The sequence below is a fragment of the Orrella dioscoreae genome (genome assembly GCF_900089455.2).
GTDB classification, from domain to species: domain Bacteria; phylum Pseudomonadota; class Gammaproteobacteria; order Burkholderiales; family Burkholderiaceae_B; genus Orrella; species Orrella dioscoreae.
This window is the reverse complement of sequence record NZ_LT907988.1, coordinates 1,097,681-1,117,358: the sequence shown is the minus strand read 5'-3', so window position 1 is coordinate 1,117,358 and position 19,678 is coordinate 1,097,681. Positions and strand designations below refer to the sequence as shown.

15 protein-coding genes are annotated in these 19,678 nt (G+C 67.6%); 7 read left to right on the top strand and 8 right to left on the bottom strand.

Annotated elements, in window-relative coordinates:
• Positions 1–144: 144 nt before the first annotated feature.
• A complete protein-coding gene (locus ODI_RS05050; RefSeq protein WP_231968199.1) occupies positions 145–690 on the top strand; it encodes a TetR/AcrR family transcriptional regulator in 546 nt (181 codons plus the stop codon).
• Between the two features lie 66 nt (positions 691–756).
• On the opposite strand, the gene efeO (ODI_RS05045) is transcribed toward ODI_RS05050, so the two are convergent.
• The 7 genes from efeO (ODI_RS05045) to ODI_RS05015 form a co-directional block, all read right to left on the bottom strand.
• On the bottom strand, positions 757–1,575 hold the full coding sequence (efeO, locus tag ODI_RS05045) for an iron uptake system protein EfeO (protein WP_067749163.1): 819 nt from the start codon (positions 1,573–1,575) through the stop codon (positions 757–759).
• A gap of 55 nt (positions 1,576–1,630) precedes the next feature.
• Positions 1,631–2,950 (bottom strand): iron uptake transporter deferrochelatase/peroxidase subunit, encoded by a 1,320-nt coding sequence (efeB, locus tag ODI_RS05040; protein WP_067749161.1) that lies wholly within the window; start codon positions 2,948–2,950, stop codon positions 1,631–1,633.
• A gap of 84 nt (positions 2,951–3,034) precedes the next feature.
• Positions 3,035–4,249, bottom strand: a complete 1,215-nt coding sequence (gene efeO / locus ODI_RS05035) for an iron uptake system protein EfeO (protein ID WP_067749158.1) — start codon at positions 4,247–4,249, stop codon at positions 3,035–3,037.
• Positions 4,246–5,067, bottom strand: a complete 822-nt coding sequence (efeU, locus tag ODI_RS05030; RefSeq protein ID WP_067749155.1) for an iron uptake transporter permease EfeU — start codon at positions 5,065–5,067, stop codon at positions 4,246–4,248. The genes efeO (ODI_RS05035) and efeU overlap by 4 nt, the downstream gene beginning before the upstream one ends.
• 170 nt (positions 5,068–5,237) lie before the next feature.
• The gene (locus ODI_RS05025; protein WP_067749152.1) at positions 5,238–7,211 is read right to left on the bottom strand and encodes a TRAP transporter large permease; all 1,974 of its coding nucleotides are present in this window, start codon (positions 7,209–7,211) and stop codon (positions 5,238–5,240) included.
• Positions 7,211–7,828, bottom strand: coding sequence for a TRAP transporter small permease subunit (locus ODI_RS05020; protein ID WP_067749149.1), 618 nt, complete (start codon positions 7,826–7,828; stop codon positions 7,211–7,213). Before ODI_RS05020 ends, ODI_RS05025 begins: the two co-directional genes overlap by 1 nt.
• A 239-nt stretch (positions 7,829–8,067) precedes the next feature.
• Positions 8,068–9,171: a TRAP transporter substrate-binding protein gene (locus ODI_RS05015; protein ID WP_067749146.1), complete on the bottom strand. Its 1,104-nt coding sequence runs from the start codon at positions 9,169–9,171 to the stop codon at positions 8,068–8,070.
• A gap of 416 nt (positions 9,172–9,587) precedes the next feature.
• Between ODI_RS05015 and ODI_RS05010 the strand changes: the two genes are divergently transcribed.
• The 6 genes from ODI_RS05010 (at position 9,588) to fdhE (ending at position 17,866) form a co-directional block, all read left to right on the top strand.
• On the top strand, positions 9,588–10,340 hold the full coding sequence (locus ODI_RS05010) for a MipA/OmpV family protein (RefSeq protein ID WP_067749143.1): 753 nt from the start codon (positions 9,588–9,590) through the stop codon (positions 10,338–10,340).
• Between the two features lie 120 nt (positions 10,341–10,460).
• Positions 10,461–12,080 (top strand): ABC-F family ATP-binding cassette domain-containing protein, encoded by a 1,620-nt coding sequence (locus ODI_RS05005; RefSeq protein WP_067749141.1) that lies wholly within the window; start codon positions 10,461–10,463, stop codon positions 12,078–12,080.
• A gap of 183 nt (positions 12,081–12,263) precedes the next feature.
• A complete protein-coding gene (fdnG, locus tag ODI_RS05000; protein WP_074046756.1) occupies positions 12,264–15,320 on the top strand; it encodes a formate dehydrogenase-N subunit alpha in 3,057 nt (1,018 codons plus the stop codon).
• A 7-nt stretch (positions 15,321–15,327) separates the two neighbouring features.
• Entirely contained in the window at positions 15,328–16,260 is a 933-nt protein-coding gene (gene fdxH, locus ODI_RS04995; protein ID WP_067749139.1) for a formate dehydrogenase subunit beta, read from the top strand.
• Positions 16,257–16,919 carry a formate dehydrogenase subunit gamma gene (locus ODI_RS04990; RefSeq protein ID WP_067749138.1) on the top strand — a complete coding sequence of 221 codons (663 nt, stop codon included), beginning with the start codon at positions 16,257–16,259 and terminating at the stop codon, positions 16,917–16,919. Before fdxH ends, ODI_RS04990 begins: the two co-directional genes overlap by 4 nt.
• On the top strand, positions 16,916–17,866 hold the full coding sequence (gene fdhE, locus ODI_RS04985; RefSeq protein ID WP_067749136.1) for a formate dehydrogenase accessory protein FdhE: 951 nt from the start codon (positions 16,916–16,918) through the stop codon (positions 17,864–17,866). The genes ODI_RS04990 and fdhE overlap by 4 nt, the downstream gene beginning before the upstream one ends.
• Here the strand turns inward: fdhE and ODI_RS04980 are convergent.
• Complete coding sequence (locus tag ODI_RS04980) at positions 17,823–19,640, bottom strand: ABC transporter ATP-binding protein (protein ID WP_067749233.1); 1,818 nt, start codon at positions 19,638–19,640, stop codon at positions 17,823–17,825. The genes fdhE and ODI_RS04980 overlap by 44 nt on opposite strands.
• Positions 19,641–19,678: the final 38 nt, after the last annotated feature.

The window sequence follows — 19,678 nt, the reverse complement described above, 5'->3', positions numbered from 1 at the left end:
TGAATTAGGTCGCACTCTAAACGCCATTGCAAGCACTGGTCAAGGAATTTAATATTGTCCATTATGAAAACAACGGAAGGCAAGCCCCCGCGTCCCCGCGGACGTCCGCTGTCATTCGACCGGGAGACGGTCCTGGAGCGCGCCATGCTGGTTTTCTGGCGCCAGGGCTACGAAACGACGACCGTTCATGACCTGACCGAGGCCATGGGCATCACCGCGCCCAGTCTCTACAGCGCGTTCGGCGACAAGGAGTCGCTCTACCTCGAAGCCGTCGGCCATTACCGCAAGCGCTACGGCGCGGGCGAGCACTCGCGCGCGTTGCTGGCGGGCGCCCCCACCGCGCGCGAAGGCGTGCGCAACCTGCTGTTCGAGGCCGTCCACGTCATGGGCGATCCGGAAACGCCGGCAGGCTGCATGGTGGTGAACTCGGCCATCAACTGCTCCTCGTCCTCGTCGCGCGTCCAGGCCATCGTGGCCGACTGCCGCGCCGAGGCCGAGGCCGATCTGCGCGCGCGCATCGAGCGCGGCGTGCGCGACGGCGACGTGCCGGCCACGGTCGATGCCGCCGCGCTGGCCAAGTTCTATGCCACCATCATCGTCGGCATGTCCATCCAGGCCCGCGACGGCATGACCTGCGCCAGCCTGCAGGCCATCATCGACGCAGCCATGCTGGCCTGGCCCCAGGCCTGAGCGCCGGACGGCAGTAACGCGGCGCCCGCCCGGGCGCCCCGCGTCACTGCCCCCCTCCCCGTCCGCTCAGTCCAGACCCAGCTTGCCGCGCAGTTGCGACAGGTCCTCGGCCAGGGTGTTGACCGGCCCCACCAGTGCGCGGCGGTCGGCCTCGCTTACCTTGTCATAGGTCTGGTAGCCATCGCCCTGGCGGTATTTCGCCAGGATGTCCTCGACCGTCTTGAAGTTGTCGTCCACCTTGGCGATGAAGGCAGGGTCCTCCTTGGCCACCAGCGGGCCGAACAGCGCGACGATCTTGCGCGCGCCGTCCACGTTGCCCTTGAAGTCCCACAGGTCGGTGTGGCTGTAGCGGTCTTCCTCGCCGGACACCTTGGTGGCGGCCACTTCTTCCATCAGCACCGCCGCGCCGCCCACGACCTTCTCGGGCGAGAAGGTCAGGTCCGCCACGCGCTTCTGCAGGGCCAGCACATCCGCCATCAGCTTGTCGGCCACCGGCGCCAGGCCCTCGGTGCTGTTCTGCGCGAACAGGCCGTACTCCAGGCGATGGAAGCCCGTGAAGTTGGGGTCCTTTTCCGCCAGCTCGTGGTCGTCGGCGCGCGCGTCGATGGCGCTGTCCAGGTCGCTGAACAACTCGGCCACCGGTTCGGAGGTTTCATACGGCACGCGGGTCGGCGCATAGAGCGCGCGGGCACGGGCCAGGTCGCCGGCCTTGATGGCGTCCGTGAAGGCGCGCGTGCCGTCCACCAGTTGCTGCAGCTCGCCCGACACATAGAGCTTGTAGTCGGTCAACGGGCCGACCAGCGCCAGCGGCGTGACGGCGGCATGGGCGGGCGCGGCCAGCCAGGCGCCCAGCAGGGCGGCGATCAAGGATTTGCGCAAGGTCATTGGGGTCCTCTCTCCAGAAAAAACAGTCTCGTCAGGGGGGGCGGGCGCTTGCCTGTCAGGCCTGCGCCGACGCTTCGAGCAGCGTGCGGCCCAGGTAATCCCCCGCGACGCGCACGCCCGGCAGCACGAAGAAATAGCCGCCGCCGATGGGCTTGATGTATTCCTCCAGCGGCTCGCCATCCAGGCGGCGCTGCACGGCAATGAAGCCTTGCTCCAGGTCCGCCTGGTAGCAGATGAAGAGCAGGCCCATCTCCAGTTGGCCCGACTTGGTCACGCCGTTCGAGTAGTTGAAGGGACGGCGCAGGATCAGGTTGCGCTGCGACGCGTGGTCGCGGGCATTCGCCAGCCGGATGTGCGAATCCAGCCGCGTCGTCTTGCCCTCGGGATCGCGGCCGTAGTCCGGCACGTCGGCCTCGTGCCTGCCATCCATCGGCGCGCCGGTGTCCTTGCGGCGGCCGAAGATGGCCTCCTGCTCGCGCAGCGGGGTGCGGTCCCAGCGTTCGACGAAATTGCGGATGAGGCGCACCGCCTGGTATGACCCGCCTGCGGCCCAGGCCGGCTCGTCGCCGCCGGCCTGCACCCACACCACGCGATCCATCAGGGCGGCGTCTTCGGCGTCCGGATTGGCCGAGCCGTCGCGAAACCCCAGCAGGTTGCGCGCGCTCTCGGGCGGGCCGGGCCGCAACGGCACGGCAGGCACCGTGCCCTCCTGCTTCCAGCGCAAGACCAGCAGGTCCGGCAGGGTCTTGATGATGTCGCGCAAGGCGTGGATGTTGGTGTCCTGCGCGTGCGCGCAGCATTGCAGCAGCAGGTCGCCATGGCATAGCGTGGCGTCCAGCGCGTCATTCGGGAAACGCGTCATGCGCGACAGGCGTTTGGGCTTCACGCTCGCCAGGCCGTAACGCGCATCGAACAGCGAGTCGCCCACCGAGATCGTCATCGTCAGCCCGCCAGGCGCGATGTCAGGCCCCAGGATCCCGGAATCCGGCGGCGGAAAGCGCGGGTCCGCGGTCGGCGCGGGGCCGCCCTGCGTCAGGAAGGCGATGCGTTCGGTCAGCGTGCGAAAGAGCCGCTCCAACCCGGCGCGGTCACGCGCCAGCACGTCGAAGGACGCCACCAGGCCTGCCTCGGGACGCGGCGTCAGGATGCCCTGCTGGTGCAGGCCCAGATAAGGATGGCGATCCTGCCGGCGGTCGTCGGCCCGTGGCGCCTCGGCCACCTGGTGTCCTTTCGCCTTGGCGCTCGGCTGGCCCTGCGCCAGGCCGGCGGCCAGCAAGCCACCCACGGCGCCCGCCCCCGCCAGCAGCCGCCGCCGTCCCGTGTCGGCGGGCGTATCGGAACAGGTCTGGGGGGCAAGCGGCGAGGTGTCTTTCATGGCGAATCCAGCAAGGCGCGGAAGGATGGGAATCGATGCGGCGGAACAGGCGCCACGCAACGCCTGCCCTGCCGATGGCCTGCGTCAATCCGCGCCGATCAGCCCCAGCGACTGGCCCGCGCTGGCAAGGTCCGTCGCCAGCATCGCGAAGCGTTCCGCCAGGACGCGCCGCGCGGGCGCATCCAGCGAGTCGAAACCGGCATGGCCGTCGCCGCCTTGCGCGCGATGCGCCTCCAGCGCGGCCTGGGCGGCGGCGACATCGCCATCCAGTGTCTCGGCCAACGCGGCATTGCCGCGGGCCACGAACGGCCGCAGCAGGTCCACGATCTTGCGCAGGCCATCCAGGTTGCCCTGCAGGCCCGACAGGTCGGTGTGCGCGTAGCGGTCTTCCTCGCCGGTGACCTTCAGCGTGGCCATGTCCTGCGCCAGGCGGGCAGCGCCGCCGGCCATGCGTTCCGGCGTGACGGGCAGTTCGCGCAGGCGCTGCTGCAGGGCGGCGATGTCCGTCATCAGTGCCTGCGCGGCACCGGGCAGGCCCGCCAGCGATTGCCGCGCATACAGGCCGTGCTCGATGCGATGGAAGCCCATGAAGTCCGGATCTTCCTCGCGCCGCGCGAAATAGTCGGCGCGTGCGTCCAGCCGCGTATCCAGGTCGGCGAACATGTCGGCCACGGGTTCGATGCGCTTGTAGGCCAGGCGCGCGGCGGGGTACAGCCCGCGGGCCCGGGCCAGGTCGTTGGCCTCGATGGCATCGGCAAGCGCCTGGGCGTCGCGCTGCAAGGTTGCGGCCTGCATCACCAGATAAACCCGGTATTCGGCCAAGGCGCCGATGAAGGCTGTCAAGGAAGGACGGGCTGCCCGCGCGGCGTCCGACGCCGCGGTCGGCGTCACGTGCAGCTTGCCGCGCGGATTGCTCAAGAGGCCGCAGGTGATATCGTAGTCGCCGGGCTCCAGCCTGGCATTCAAGGTCTGCGTGAAACCCGGCGCGATGTTCTCGCGCTCTTCCACCACCATGACGCCGTCCAGGATTTCCCACTCCACCGCCCGCTCCGAACGGTTGACGATGCGGAAGGTGACGCGCCCTGCCGGCACGCTCAGGCTGTCGGGCTCGCAGCGCCCGGCATGGATTTCCACCTGGACCACGTCATCGGTGGGCGCCGCGTCCTGGCTCGCCAGGCGGGAGGCGTAATGGAAAGCGGCCAGCGCGGCCAGGGCCAGCAGGATGGAAACCGCCAATGCGATGCGCATCAGCGCACGGGAAGGCGCGGCGCCACGCGGCGCCGGAGAGGGAGCAGTCATCGCACAGGTTGCGCGGCCGGGGCCGGACGCAGGAACAGGTAAAGGGAAATGACCAGGAAGCCGGCATAGGCCACGACCTCGCTGACCGTGGGCGTGTCCTGGTAGCCGAGGATGCCGCCGAAGACCGTGCCGAGGGGACTGTCGGCGGGCAGGACGCCGCTCAGGTCCACCACCACCGTCTGCCACAGGTTCCAGACGCCGGCCTCATGCAAGGCCCGGACGGAGCCTGCCAGGATGCCGGCGGCCACGACCAGGATGAAGACGCCGGTCCAACGGAAGAAGCGCCGCAGGTCCAGCCGCACGCCGCCCACATAGATGCCGTAGCCCAGCAAGGCGGCCACCGCCACGCCCGACAAGGCGCCCAGCGGCGCCGCCGCGCCTTGCGACTGCTGGAACGCGGCCAGCAGGAAGAACACCGACTCCAGGCCTTCGCGTGCCACGGCGAAAAAGACCATGCCCACCAGCGCCAGCCCCTGGCGCTGCGACCCGGCCAGCGCCGCATCCACCGACGCGCGCAGACCGGCGCCAATGGAGCGCGCCACCTTGCGCATCCAGAACACCATCGAGGCCAGCACCGCCACGGCGGCCAGGCCCACCAGCGCCTCGAAAAGCTCCTGCGCCTTCTGCGGGAACTCCGCGCGCAAGAGCTGCAGGCCCGCCCCCGCGAAGAGGGAGACGGCGACAGCGAGGAAGATTCCCACCCACACCGCCGGCATCCATGCGCCACGGCCGGTCTGCTTGAGGTACGAGGCGATGATGCCCACGATCAGGGCCGCTTCCAGGCCCTCGCGCAGCATGATCAGGAAAGGGATCAGCATGAAGAAAACAGCGCCGGCGCGTCCTTCGGGGGAAGGTACGCGCCGGGCCAGTCAAAAGAGATTGGTTCTTATTATTCTTTCACGGCCCCGCTTACAGGCCGCTGTCTGACAAGAACCTGTCAGTGACGGCGATCAAGCCGCCGCGCATTGCACGCGGCGGCATCCTTCGATCAACGGTACAGCACGGTCGGCAGCCACATGCCGATGCCGGGGAACATATAGAGCAGGAAGATCGCCACGATCTGGATGCCCATGAACGGCAGCATGCCCAGGAAGATCTGGTTCAGCGTGACGTGTGGCGGCGACACCCCCTTCAGGTAGAAGGCCGACATGGCCACGGGCGGCGACAGGAAGGCCGTCTGCAGGTTCAGCGCGACCAGCAGGCCGAAGAACAGCGGGTCGATGCCGAAGTTGGCGAGCAGCGGGATGAAGATGGGCATGAAGATCACGATGATCTCGGTCCACTCCAGCGGCCAGCCCAGCAGGAAGATGATGATCTGCGCCAGCAGCATGAACTCCACGGGCGTGAGGCCCATGCCCAGCACCCAGGCCTCGATGATCTGCTGTCCGCCCAGCAGCGCGAAGGCCGCGGAGAAAATCGACGACCCGACGAACAGCCAGCACACCATGGCGCTGGTCTTGGCCGCCAGGAACACCGACTCCTTCAGCACCGGCATGTTCAAGCGCCGATATGCCGCGGCCAGCAGAGCGCCCCCCAGTGCGCCCATTGCCGCGGCCTCGCTGGGCGTGGCAAGTCCGAACACGATGGACCCCAGCACCGCCAGGATCATCACCGACAGCGGGAAGAACGAGGCCATGAGCATCTTGAAGATTTCAAGGCGCTGCCAGGTAAGGAAAACGTAGAACGCCAACAATCCCGCGCCGATCACCCCGAACACGATCCAGAAGTTCATGGGTGCGGAGAGGCCGGCGCCAGCATCGCCATCCGCGGCCAATGCCGCCGCGACCGCCGCGGCAGGCTCGGTGACGCCGGGCTCCGCCGCGGGCGTCGGCGTGCCGGGCGGTTCCGCGACGCCTCCCGCGCCAGGAGGCTCGGACAATCCGCCCTCGAGCGGCGGTTCGCTGAGACCGCCCTCCATCGGGGGCTCGGCCAAGCCGCCACTGCCCGACGGCGCGACATATCCCAGGCGCAGCTCGTCCGGGATGTCGTACTCGACGGCAGGTGTGGTCAGGATACGGTGCGTCGTTCCCATGAGCAGCAGGAAGATGGCCAGCGGCACCAACACCACGGCCATGTTGCGCACCAGGAAGCTCATCGGCACGTCACGGTTGCGGCGCCCTTTGAACATCGCGCCGACGAGCCCCACCATGGCGCGCGTCTGGCCGCCGCTGGCCAATGACTGCGCTGGCGCGGGCAGGGGCAGATGGCGCTCCGACTCGGGCAGGGGCGGCGCGAGATGGGGCCAGAACTTGCCCACGAGGATCACGTAGAGAATGTACAGGCCCGCCAGCATCAATCCGGGAAACAGCGCGCCCGCATAGAGCTGCACCACCGAGACGCCAGCCGTCGCGCCATATACGATCAGCATCACCGAAGGCGGCAGCAGGATGCCCAGGCAACCGCCCGCCGTGATCGCGCCCGCCGTCAGCTTCACGCCGTAGCCCGACTTCAGCATGGTCGGCATGGCGAGCAGGCCCATCAGCGTCACCACCGCGCCCACGATACCCGTGGCCGTGGCGAAGATGGCGCAGGTGGCCAGCGTGGCCACGGCCAGCGAGCCCGGCACGCGCGCCAGCGCCAGGTGCATGGCCTTGAAGAGCTTCTCGATCAGGTTGGCGCGCTCGACCAGGTAGCCCATGAACACGAAGAGCGGAATCGAGATCAGCGCGTCGTTGGTCATGGTGGCGTAGGTCCGCTGCACCATCAGGCTCAGCGTCTGCTCGATGGCCCGCATCGACTCGCCGGACTGCATGTAATACGCAAGGAAGGAAAAGATCACCCCCATGCCCATGAGCGTGAAGGCAGTGGGGAAGCCGAGCATGATGGTCACGACCACCAGCGCCAGCATGATGAGCCCGATGTGCGGGGTGGTGAGCGCCGTCCAGGGCGTCAGCACGATCACCGCGATGACCACCATCGCCATGATCGAGAGCCCGAACCAGATGGCTTTGTTCTGCTTCATCAGTGCTTCTCCGGGGCAACGTAGCGGTCCAGTTTCTCGATGTCCTCGTCCTTGACGTGGACCATCTCCTTCAGCTTCTCGACGTCGACTTCCTCCACGTCGTCCTCGCGACGCGGCCAGGCGCCGTCGCGCAGGCACAGGATGCTGCGGCCGATCTCGGCGATGCCTTGCAACAGCAGGAAGGCGCCCGCCACCGGAATGATCGCCTTGAAGGGATAGATGGGTGGCCCGTTCGCCATGAGGGAAGAGTGCTCGCGGATGGCGATGGACTCGGCTGCGTAATACCAGCCCGCCCACACCAGCGCGACCACGCCGGGGATGAAGAACAGGATGTAGAGAATCAAATCCAGGCAGGCCTGCGTACGCGGGCTGAAGAACCCGTACAGGATGTCGCCGCGCACGTGGCCGCTCTTGGCCAGTGTGTAGGCGCCGGCCATCATGAACAGCGTGCCGTAGAGCATCAACTGCATGTCGAAGGCCCAGGCGCTGGGATTGCTGAAGAAATAGCGGGCAAACACTTCCCAGACGATCATCAGCGTCAGGATGACGATGAGCCAGGCGAAGGCCTTGCCCACCCATGTGGAGAGCCGATCAACGGCGAACAGGAATTTCAGCATGGAACCACCCGATGGAACGCGCGACGGCATGCGCCAACCCGCGTCGATGGAACAGCCAGGAGCGCGCCTGGCGCCGCGTCGTGCGCGGGCCCGCAACCACTCTTGACGGGGAAGACGGCCCCCAGGCAAGCCCCGCGCGGCGCACGGGGCCCCTCCCCGGTCACCGTGCCCGCGCGGGGCCTTCCGGCGGCCAGCCGGCGCGCGTCGTCACGCGACACGCAACCGGCGCCGCACGGGAATCAAGCCTTGGGCTTGCTCTGCGCGAAGTAGTGGTTGTAGGCCATCCGGTAGTCGATGGTCGTGTCGTTCTGCCACCGGCCACTGCGTTGCGCGAAGGCCTTCTGCGAGTCCAGCACCTTCTTGAAGAGCGGATTCTCGGCCGAACGCTTGGCGATCATCTCGTCCCAGATCTTCAGCTGGTCGCGCAGGATGGCGTCAGGCGTCTTGTAGAACTTGACGCCAGCCTTCTGCTGCTCGATGTAGTCCTTGGAATAACGGTCGATCGCCTTCCACGACATGTCGGCACTGGCTGCCTGGGTGGCATAGCGGATGACGGCCTTCAGGTCGTTCGGCAGGGCTTCGTACTTGCCCGTGTTGAACATGACCTCGAACTGCTCGGCGCTCTGGTGGAAGCTCTGCAGCATGCAGATCTTGGACACGTCCTGGAAGCCCAGCGAACGGTCGGACGAGGCGTTGTTGAACTCGGCGCCATCCAGCAGGCCGCGGTCCAGCGCGGGGACGATTTCACCGCCCGGCAGCGCGTTCACCGCCGCCCCCATCGCCGAGAACATGTCGATGGCCAGGCCCACGGTGCGGAACTTCAGGCCCTTGAAGTCCTCGGCGCGCGTGACCGGCTTCTTGAACCAGCCCAGCGGCTGGGTGGGCATGGGTCCGTACATGAACGAGGTCACGTTCACGCCCATGGCTTTCTGGATTTCCTTCAGCAGCTCCTTGCCGCCGCCGTATTCGTGCCAGGCGAGCAGCATGTTCGGGTCCATGCCGAACGAGGGGCCCGATCCCCACAGGGCGACCGCGGTGTTCTTGCCGTACCAGTAGGCCACCACGCCGTGGCCGCCGTCCAGCGTGCCCGACGACACGGCGTCCAGCAGGTCGAAGGCGCGCACGACGGCGCCGGCGGGCAGCACCTCGATGCGCAGCCGGCCTTCGGACATCTCGTTGACCTTCTTCGCGAAGTCCTGCGCGTACTCGTGGAAGATATCGTTGGCGGGCCAGGTGCTCTGGAAGCGCAGGGACGTGACCTGCTGTGCCTTGACGACGGCGGGCGCCGCGAGCGCGGCACTGGCGGCCGCGCCGGCCATGAATGTACGGCGAGTGGGTTTCATCGCGTGTGTCTCCTCAGACAGGGAAAGTCTCGTTCTGTTTTGTGTTCGAACTTGTTCTACTTCCACAGCCCCGCATGCTGCCAGTCCTACCCTTTCCGGTGACTGCGGCATGGGTAACATAGCGCCCGCCCTACGCCCGCAACATCGGCGTAAACCCGTAAAAAGATGTATACAAAGCGGGCACAAGACCCAAAGCAAGGGTATGTCCGCACCCCGGAAGCCACGATCCCGGCAACAAAACGCCCCCCCACGCCGCCCCTTCGGCTTGCTGCCCCCCAAGGGGGCCGTCTTTTGCCTTGGGACGGCCCGGCAACAAAAGGGTCCCTATCGCTTAATGCGGGATTAATGGAGGGCTTTCTAGAATTCGCCAACCGCGCCGTCCGGCGCCGGTCCCCTCCCCCGCATCCAGGACAATCATGCTGCCTCGCCTCCTTCCCGCGCAGTCCCTTCTTGCGTTCGCCCTGCTCTCTTGCGTGGGCGCCGCCTCCGCCCAGAACGTCATCGGCGCAGGTGTCGGCATCGTTCCCGAATATGACGGCGCGCGCGACTACAAGGCGCGCGCCATGCCCCTCATCCAGTACAACCACGACATGTTCTTCATCGCCCCGCGCGCCGGCGCGCCCGCCGCCGGCATCCGTGCCACGCTGGCGCCCGACTGGGCCGCCGGCCTGTACGTGGGCCTGGGCTTCAAGCGCAAGGCCGAGGACGACCTGGCCGGACTGGACGAGATCAAGACGCACGGTTTGGCCGGCGCCTTCCTGGAATGGTCGCCCGGCCGGTACACCGTGTCGGCGGACCTCCAGCAGGCCATGAAGTCCGGCTACGGCGCCACGCTGCAGCTGGGCGCGTCGTACGCCCTGCTGCAGACCCAGAAGAACCAGGTCCGCCTGGGCGCGAACACGGTCTGGGGCAACGACGACAACATGGACACCTGGTTCGGCATCAGCCGCGCCGAAGCCGCGCGCAGCACCCGCTATGACAGCTACTCGGCCTCGGCCGGCTTCCGCTCGGCCGGCCTGTCGCTGACCTGGACGCACAGCCTGAACGACAGCTGGTCGGTCATGACCGGCGTGGGCGTGAAGACGCTGCTGGGCGACGCCAAGGACTCGCCGATTTCCGAGCGCGACACCAGCGTGAACGGCAGCGTGGGCGTGCTCTACCGCTTCTGATTCCTGCCCGCCGTCACGCGAAGGGGCGTCGCGTCACGCGGATCGCCTACACTGGCGGGCTTTGCCCTTAGCCGCCTTTTTCCGCGCCCAAGCGCCGCTCCGCGGCGCGCGCCCCTTCCCATGATCCGTTTCCAGAACGTCTCGCTCGCTCGCGGGGTCAAGCCCCTGCTCGAGCGTGTCGACCTCCTCCTCAATCCCGGCGACAAGATCGGCCTGATCGGCGCCAACGGCGCCGGCAAGTCCAGCCTGTTCGCCATGTTGCGCGGCGAGCTGCATCCCGACCAGGGCGACCTGAGCTATCCGCCCAACTGGCGCCTGGCCCACGTGGCCCAGGAAACGCCGCCGCTCGCGCGCTCGGCGATCGACTACGCCATCGACGGCGACACGACGCTGCGCGCGCTGGAGGCGCACCTGGCGGAACTGGAAAGCCAGCCAGAATCGCTGGAGAACGGCCTGGCCATCGGCGAGGCCTATGCGGCGCTGGCCGACGCCGACGCCTACACCGTGGAATCACGCGCCGAGCAGCTGCTTGCCGGCCTGGGCTTCTCGTCCGAACAGATGCGCATGCCGCTGACCAGTTTCTCGGGCGGCTGGCGCATGCGCCTGAACCTGGCGCAGGCGCTGATGTGCCCGTCCGACCTGCTGCTGCTCGACGAGCCCACCAACCACCTGGATCTCGACGCCATCATCTGGCTGGAAGACTGGCTCAAGCGCTATCCGGGCACGCTACTCATCATCTCGCACGACCGCGACTTCCTGGACGAAGTGGTCAACGTGATCGTGCACATCGACGCGCGCAAGCTGAAGCGCTATTCGGGGCATTACTCCTCGTTCGAGCGCCAGCGCGCCGCGCAGCTGGAACTGGCCGCCGGCCAGCAGGAAAAGCAGATGCGCCAGCGCGCGCACCTGGAATCGTTCATCAACCGCTTCAAGGCGCAGGCCAGCAAGGCCCGCCAGGCCCAGAGCCGCATCAAGGCCCTGGCCCGCATGGAGGAAGTGGCGCCGCTGCGCGCCGCGGCCGAGTTCTCCTTCCAGTTCCGCGAGCCCGCGCGCGCGCCCGATCCGCTGCTGGTGCTGGACGGCGTGGACGCCGGCTACCGCGGCGAGGACGGCCGCGCCGACAAGCGCATCATCCAGGGCATCAACTTCTCCTTGCAGGGCGGCCAGCGCATCGGCCTGCTGGGCGTGAACGGCGCGGGCAAGTCCACCTTCATCAAGACCATCGCCGACGAGATCGGCGCGCTGTCGGGCACGGTCACCCTCGGCAAAGGGCTGTCGGTCGGCTATTTCGCGCAGCACCAGGTGGAAATGCTGCGCCATGACGAGTCGCCGCTGTGGCACATGAGCAAGCTCGCCCCCACGGTGCGCGAACAGGAGCTGCGCAACTTCCTGGGCGGCTTCAACTTCGCCGGCGAAATGGCGATGTCCTCGATCGCCCCCTTCTCGGGCGGCGAGAAGGCGCGGCTCGCGCTGGCGCTGATCGTGTGGCAGCGGCCCAACCTGCTGCTGCTCGACGAGCCCACCAACCACCTGGACCTGGAAACCCGCGAGGCGCTGACCGATGCGCTGGCCCAGTTCGAAGGCAGCCTCATTCTCGTCTCGCACGACCGGCACCTGCTGCGCGCCACCACCGACCAGTTCATCATCGTCGCCGACGGCAAGATGCTGCCCTACGACGGCGACCTGGACGACTACAAGACCTGGCTCATTGCCACCAAGCAGCAAGCGCGCAAAGCCTAAGCTGCAAACCCTTGCATATATATGTCGGGTCAGACATCTAAAACTTTGGTCTAAGTTCAGGGCCCGACACTGATCCCTCTCCAAGCACCCCGCGCGAATCTTCGATACACTCCGCCCGCGCGGCGGACGATCATCGTCCGCCGCAATCTTTTATATGTTCCTGTGTGCTTATAGGAGTGGGTGATGCAAGTCGGCAGAAGGCGGTTTTTCAAGCTCTGTAGCGCGGGGCTGGCCGGAGCCAGTGCCATTACCCTGGGCTTTGCCCCCTCGGTCGCCGAAGCCACCCAGCCGCGCCGCTACAAGCTGCTGCGCGCCAAGGAGACGCGCAACAATTGCACCTATTGCTCGGTGGGTTGCGGCATCCTCATGTACAGCCTGGGCGACGGCGCGAAGAACGCCAAGTCGCGCATCTTCCACATCGAAGGCGACCCCGACCACCCGGTCAGCCGCGGCTCGCTCTGTCCCAAGGGCGCCGGCCTGCTGGACTACATCCACAGCGAACAGCGCCTGCACTTTCCCGAATACCGCGCGCCGGGCTCCGACACCTGGCAGCGCATCAGCTGGGACGACGCCATCTCGCGCATCGCGCGCCTGATGAAGGACGACCGCGACGCCAACTTCATCGAGAAGAACGCCGCCGGCGTGACCGTCAACCGCTGGCTCTCCACCGGCATGCTGACCTCTTCGGCCGCCAGCAACGAAACCGGTGCGCTCGACCAGCGCTTCACCCGCGCGCTGGGCATCCTGGGCACCGACAGCCAGGCCCGCGTCTGCCACGCGCCCACCGTTGCCGCGCTGGCGCCCACCTTCGGGCGCGGCGCCATGACCAACAACTGGGTCGACATCAAGAACGCCAACGTCATCCTCATCATGGGCGGCAACCCCGCCGAGGCCCACCCCGTTGGCTTCAAGTGGGTGATCGAGGCCAAGGTGAAGAACGGCGCCAAGGTCATCGTGGTGGATCCGCGCTTCAACCGCAGCGCGGCCGTGGCCGACCTGTACTCGCCCATCCGCGCCGGCTCCGACGTGACCTTCCTGATGGGCGTGGTGAACTGGCTCATCACGCACGACAAGGTGCATCACGACTATGTGCGCGCCTACACCAACGCCAGCCTGATCGTGCGCGAAGACTACACCTTCGAGGACGGCATCTTCAGCGGCTTCGACGAGTCATCGGGCCAGTACGACCGCCGCTCGTGGACCTACGAGCTGGACGAGAACGGCCACGCGCGCCGCGACATGACCCTGTCGCACCCGCGTTGCGTCTGGAACCTGCTGAAGCAGCACGTCAGCCGCTACACGCCGGACATGGTCACGCGCGTCTGCGGCACGCCCCAGGACGATTTCCTGGAGATCTGCCGCCTGCTGGGCGAGACCTGTGTGTCGGACAAGACCGCCACCTTCCTGTACGCGCTGGGCTGGACCCACCACACCAACGGCGCCCAGATGATCCGCGGCTCGGGCATGATCCAGCTGCTGCTGGGCAACATCGGCATGGCCGGCGGCGGCGTGAACGCGCTGCGCGGCCATTCGAACATCCAGGGCTACACCGACCTGGGCCTGCTGTCGCTGCGCCTGCCGGGCTACATGAACCTGCCCTCGGACACGCAGACCACCCTGAAGGACTACCTGGCGCAGACCACGCCGCGCGCGCTGCTGCCCGGCCAGGTCAACTATTACCGCCACACGCCCAAGTTCTTCGTGAGCCTCATGAAGAGCCTGTGGGGCGACAAGGCCACGGCCGAGAACGACTGGGGCTTCGACTGGCTGCCCAAGTGGGACAAGAGCTACGACGTGCTGGCCTACTCGGAGATGATGGCCGAGGGCAAGGTCAACGGTTATATCGCCCAGGGCTTCAACCCCATCGCGGCCTTCCCCGACCGCAACAAGGTCGCCGTGGCGCTGGCCAAGCTGAAGTTCCTGGTCATCATCGACCCGCTGGTCACCGAGACCTCGAACTTCTGGCAGAACCATGGCGAGTTCAACGACGTCGACCCCGCCACCATCCAGACCGAGGTCTTCCGCCTGCCGTCCTCGTGCTTCGCCGAGGAGAACGGCTCCATCGTCAACTCCGGCCGCTGGCTGCAATGGCACTGGGCCGGCGCCGAGCCGCCCATGGAGGCCTGGCACGACGGCAAGATCCTGGGCCACCTCTTCATGAAGCTGCGCGAGCTCTATGAAAAGGAAGGCGGCGCCAACCCCGCGCCCATCCTCAACATGGCCTGGAACTACCAGAACCCGATGGACCCGGCGCCGGAGGAAGTGGCGCGCGAGGCCAACGGCCATGCGCTGGCGGACCTGACCGACGACCAGGGCCGCATCGTCGCGCGCAAGGGCGAACTGCTCAGCGACTTCTCGCAGCTGCGCGACGACGGCAGCACCGCGTCCTTCAACTGGATCTTCGCGGGTTCGTGGACCGAGCAGGGCAACCAGATGGCCCGCCGCGACAACACGCCCGACCCGCGCGGCCTGGGCTGTACGCCCGGCTGGGCCTGGGCCTGGCCGCAGAACCGCCGCATCCTCTACAACCGCGCCTCCGCCGATCCACAAGGCAAGCCCTGGGATCCCAAGCGCAAGATCATCGAGTGGAACGGCACGCGCTGGACTGGCATCGACAACCCGGATTTCGCCGCCACCGTGCCGCCCGGCAGCAAGGCCAACCCCTTCATCATGCTGCCCGAGGGCCTGGGCCGGCTCTTCAGCGTGGACGCGATGGTGGACGGCCCCTTCCCCGAGCACTACGAGCCGCTGGAGTCGCCGCTGGCGGAAAACCCGCTGCACCCGCGCGTGACCTACGCCCCCACGGCGCGGCTGTATGCCAGCGACCGCGCCCGCCTGGGCAAGCGCGAGGACTTCCCCTACGTGGCCACCACCTACTCCATCACGGAGCTGTTCCGCCACTGGACCAAGCACTCGCGCCTGAACGCGATCATCCAGCCCGAGCAGTTCATCGAGGTGGGCGAGAAGCTGGCGGCGCGCAAGGGCATCGTGCAGGGCGACCTGGTCAAGGTATCCAGCCAGCGCGGCTACATCAAGGCGCGCGCCGTGGTCACCAAGCGCATCCGCACGCTGAAGATCGATGGCCAGGACATCGACTCCATCGGCATTCCCTGCCACTGGGGCTATGAAGGCGCCACCCGCAAGGGCTTCCTGACCAACACGCTGACCCCGCACGTGGGCGACGCCAACACGCAGACGCCGGAATACAAGGCGTTCCTCGTGAATATCGAAAAAGCTTGAGGGAAACATGTCCATGCAATCCCAGGATATCGTCCGCCGTTCCGGCACCAACACGCTGACCCCCGCGCCGCACGTGCGCGACCACCAGGCCAAGGTCGCCAAGCTGATCGACGTCACCACCTGTATCGGCTGCAAGGCCTGCCAGGTGGCGTGCAACGAGTGGAACGACCTGCGCGACGAGGTCGGCCACAACGTCGGCGTCTACGACAACCCCGCCGACCTCGGCGCCAAGACCTGGACGCTGATGCGCTTCGACGAGATCGAGCACGAGGAAACCGGCAAGCTGGAGTGGCTGATCCGCAAGGACGGCTGCATGCACTGCGAAGACCCCGGCTGCCTGAAGGCCTGTCCGGTGCCCGGCGCCATCATCCAGTACGCCAACGGCATCGTCGACTTCCAGTCCGAGCACTGCATCGGCTGCGGCTACTGCATCGCCGGCTGCCCCTTCGACGTGCCGCGCATCGACAAGTCCGACAACAAGGCCTACAAGTGCACGCTGTGCTCGGACCGCGTGGGCGTGGGCCAGGAGCCCGCCTGCGTGAAGACCTGTCCGACCGGCGCCATCACCTTCGGCAGCAAGGACGACATGAAGCAGCTGGCGCACGAGCGCGTCGAGGAACTGAAGACGCGCGGCTACGACGAGGCCGGCCTGTATGACCCGCAAGGCGTGGGCGGCACCCACGTCATGTACGTGCTGCATCACGCCGACCGCCCCGAGCTTTATCACAAGCTGCCGTCAGAACCCACCATCAGCCCGGTGGTGGAAAGCTGGAAGGGCGCGCTGAAACCCGTGGCCAGCGTGGCCTTCGCCGCCGCGCTGGTGGGCGCCGCCGCGCACTACATCGCGGCCGGTCCCAACGAGGTGCCGGACGATGACGAGACCGGCGACGCCGGCGCTGCCCGCTCGGATGCCAGGCAGGACGAGGAGCCCCGCGCATGAAACGCGACAGCACGCTGCACCGCATCGGCTACGCCGAGCGCCTGTGCCACTGGATGATGGTGGCCTGCTTCTTCCTTGTCGCGCTGTCCGGCCTGTCCTGGCTCTTCCCCTCGCTCAGCTGGCTGAATGCCGTGCTGGGTACGCCCCAGCTGGCGCGCATCCTGCACCCCTTCCTGGGCGTGGTGGTGTTCCTGGCCCTGATGTTCCTGTTCTTGCGGCTGGTGAAATACAACCTGCCGGAACGCGAGGACAGGATCTGGTTCGCCAACGTCAAGGACGTGGTGCGCGGCGCCCACGACAAGCCCCTGCGCATCGGCAAGTACAACGCCGGCCAGAAGGTCCTCTTCTGGAGCATCATGGTCCTCATCACCGCGCTGCTGGTCAGCGGCGTCATCATCTGGCGCCCCTGGTTCGCGCACTACTTCCCCATCCCCGTCATCCGCCTCAGTCTCATCGCGCACTCGCTGGCGGGCATCGGCCTGATGCTGCTCATCATCGGCCACATCTACCTGGCCTTCTGGGTCAAGGGGTCCATTCGCGGCATGATCACCGGCCGCGTCACGCGCGCCTGGGCGCGGGCGCACCACGACCGCTGGCATGAACAGATGCTGGCCAAGGAAGCCACGCAAGCCGCTGCCGCCAAGGAGCCGCGCGCATGACGTCCCCGGCAGGCGGCATCGGCCTGGACACGCAGGGCATCGGCGTGCCCACCGGCGGCATCGGCGACGCACCGCCCGTGCTGGCGCCCAGGCTGGACAAGCACTACGCCCGCCGCGCGGCGCGGCTGGCGCAACTGGCCGACGGCCATCCCATGGCGGACTACCTGCGCATGGCCGCCGCCCTGGTGCAAGCCCAGCAGGCCACGCTGGACTCGCTGCCCTTGGCGGAAGACGCATCCGCGGCACACGCCGATGTCACGCCGCTCACGCCGGGCGCGCTGCTGCAGGCGCCCTACTGGCGCGCCGCACTGCCTGCCTTCCTGGCGGCGTTCTCGCGCCTGGGTGCCGCGCAGCTGGACGCATCCCTGCCGCTGCGCCAGACGCTGGCCGCCCTGCGCGACGCCTCGTCCGACGCCCTGGCCCACGACGCGGCCGCCCTGCTGGCGGGCGACTTCGAGCAGGTGGACAGCGCCCGCGCGCTCTTCCTGTGGGCTGCGCTGTCGCTGCACGCCGTGCAGTTCGCCGCGCGGCTGCCGGCATCGGCCTGGCGCGCGCAAGGCGACTCACGCCAGTTCTGTCCCGCCTGCGGCGGCGCGCCGGTGGCCAGCGTCGTGCTGGGCGGGGCGCAGGCAGGCCTGCGCTACCTGCATTGCGGCCTGTGCGAAACCCGCTGGCACCTGGTGCGCAGCAAGTGCAGCAATTGCGAACAGGGCGGCAAGCTGGATTATTGGTCGCTGGACAGCAAAACCGCGCCCATCACGGCCGAGAGCTGCGGCGACTGCCACAGCTACCTGAAGGTGCTGTACATGGACCGCGACCGCAACCAGGACCCCATGGCGGACGACCTGGCCACGTTGGCGCTGGATGCCGAAGTCGAGCGCGAAGGCTACGCCCGCAGCAGCGTCAATCCGCTGCTGCTGCCGGGCCGCCAGCCAGACCCGCGCTGATGTCCAGCGCCTGCTGCTCGTACAGGCGGCGATAGCGCCCGTCCGGCCTCGCCAGCAGCGCCTCGTGCGTGCCCTCTTCCACGATGCGGCCCGTGTCGAACACCAGCAGCCGGTCCAGCGCGCGCACCGTCGACAGGCGGTGTGCGATCACCAGCGTCGTGCGGCCCACCATCAGGCGGGCCATGGCGGCCTGGATCAGCGCCTCGCTTTCGGAGTCCAGGCTGGAGGTCGCCTCGTCGAAGATCAGGATGGGCGCATTGGCCAGGAAGGCGCGCGCGATGGCGATGCGCTGGCGCTCACCGCCCGAGAGCTTCACGCCACGCTCGCCCACCAGGGTGTCATAGCCGCGCGGCAGCCGCTGGATGAATTCATGCGCGCTGGCCTGGCGCGCCGCCTCCTCGATTTCCCGGGCGGTGGCGCCAGGCCGGGCGTAGGCGATGTTTTCCGACAGGCTGCGATGGAACAGGATGGGCTCCTGCTGCACGATGGCGATCTGCGCGCGCAGCGACGCCTGCCGCAACGCCATGACGTCCTGACCGTCGATGCGCACGGCGCCGCCCGACACGTCGTACAGGCGCTGGATCAGCTTGATGAAGGTGGTCTTGCCCGACCCGGAATGCCCCACCAGCCCGACCCGCTCACCCGGCCGGATGGCCACCGTGAAGTCCTGGAACAAGGGCGTGAGGTGCGCGCCATAGCGGAAGGTGACGCGGTCGAACACGATGCCGCCCTGCGTGATGCGCGCAGGCACGGCGTCCGGACGGTCTTCGATGCCCAGCGGCTGGTCCTGCAGGGCCACCAGCTCTTCCATGTCGTTCACCGAACGCTGCAGGTTGCGGATGTGCATGCCCACGTCGCGGAGATGGCCTTGCAGCATGAAGAACATCGTCAGCACGAAGGCCACGTCGCCCGCGCCCACTTCGCCCCGGTCCCACATCAACAGCGTCGTGGCCAGGATGGCCACCTGCATGCCCACCATCAGGAAGCCCTGCACCGTGCCGTTCAGGTTGCCGCGATTCCACGAACGGCGCGTGCGCTCGCGCCACTTGGCAATGATCCAGGCCAGCCTGCGCTCTTCGCGCGTTTCGGCGCCGAAGGCCTTGACCACGGCATTGCAGCCCACGGAATCGGCCAGCGCGCCGCCCAGCCTGGTATCCCAACGGTTGGCCAGCGAGGCCATGGGAGCCACGAATCCCACCGACAGCAGCACCGACGCCGCGATGAACAGCAGCGACCCCACGCCCACCACCACGCCCATCATGGGCCAGTGCGCCCCCAGCAGCACCGTCGCGCCCGCCAGCATCACCACCGACGGCAGGATGGCGATGAGCAGGGTGTCGTTCAGCAGGTCCAGCGCCCAGATGCCGCGCGTGATGCGGCGCACCGTGGAGCCGGCGAAGCTGTTGGCATGCCAGTCGCTGGAGAAGCGCTGCACGCGGTGGAAGGCCTCGTTGGCCATGCCTGCCATCATGCGCGTGGTCAGCACGATGAGCCCCCGGAAGCACAACTGCCGGAACACCACGCCGGCCACGCCCAGCGAGACCAGCACGCCGAAAGCCGACCAGGCGGCATCGTGCGCCCCCTGCCCGCCCGCGGCGATGGCATCCACCAGCCGGCCGGCATACAAAGGTGTCAGCACTTCGGCCAGGGTGGCGAGCGAAATCGCCGCCATGATGGCGGCGATGCGCCAGGGCTGGCGGCCCCAGTGCTGAAAGGAAAAGCCGAGCACCTTGGAGAAGGTCTCGGCGCGAAGGTCGAAGCGTTTGCGCGGCATGGAAGGGAAAAGGAATGCGTTGCGTCCCATGGTACACG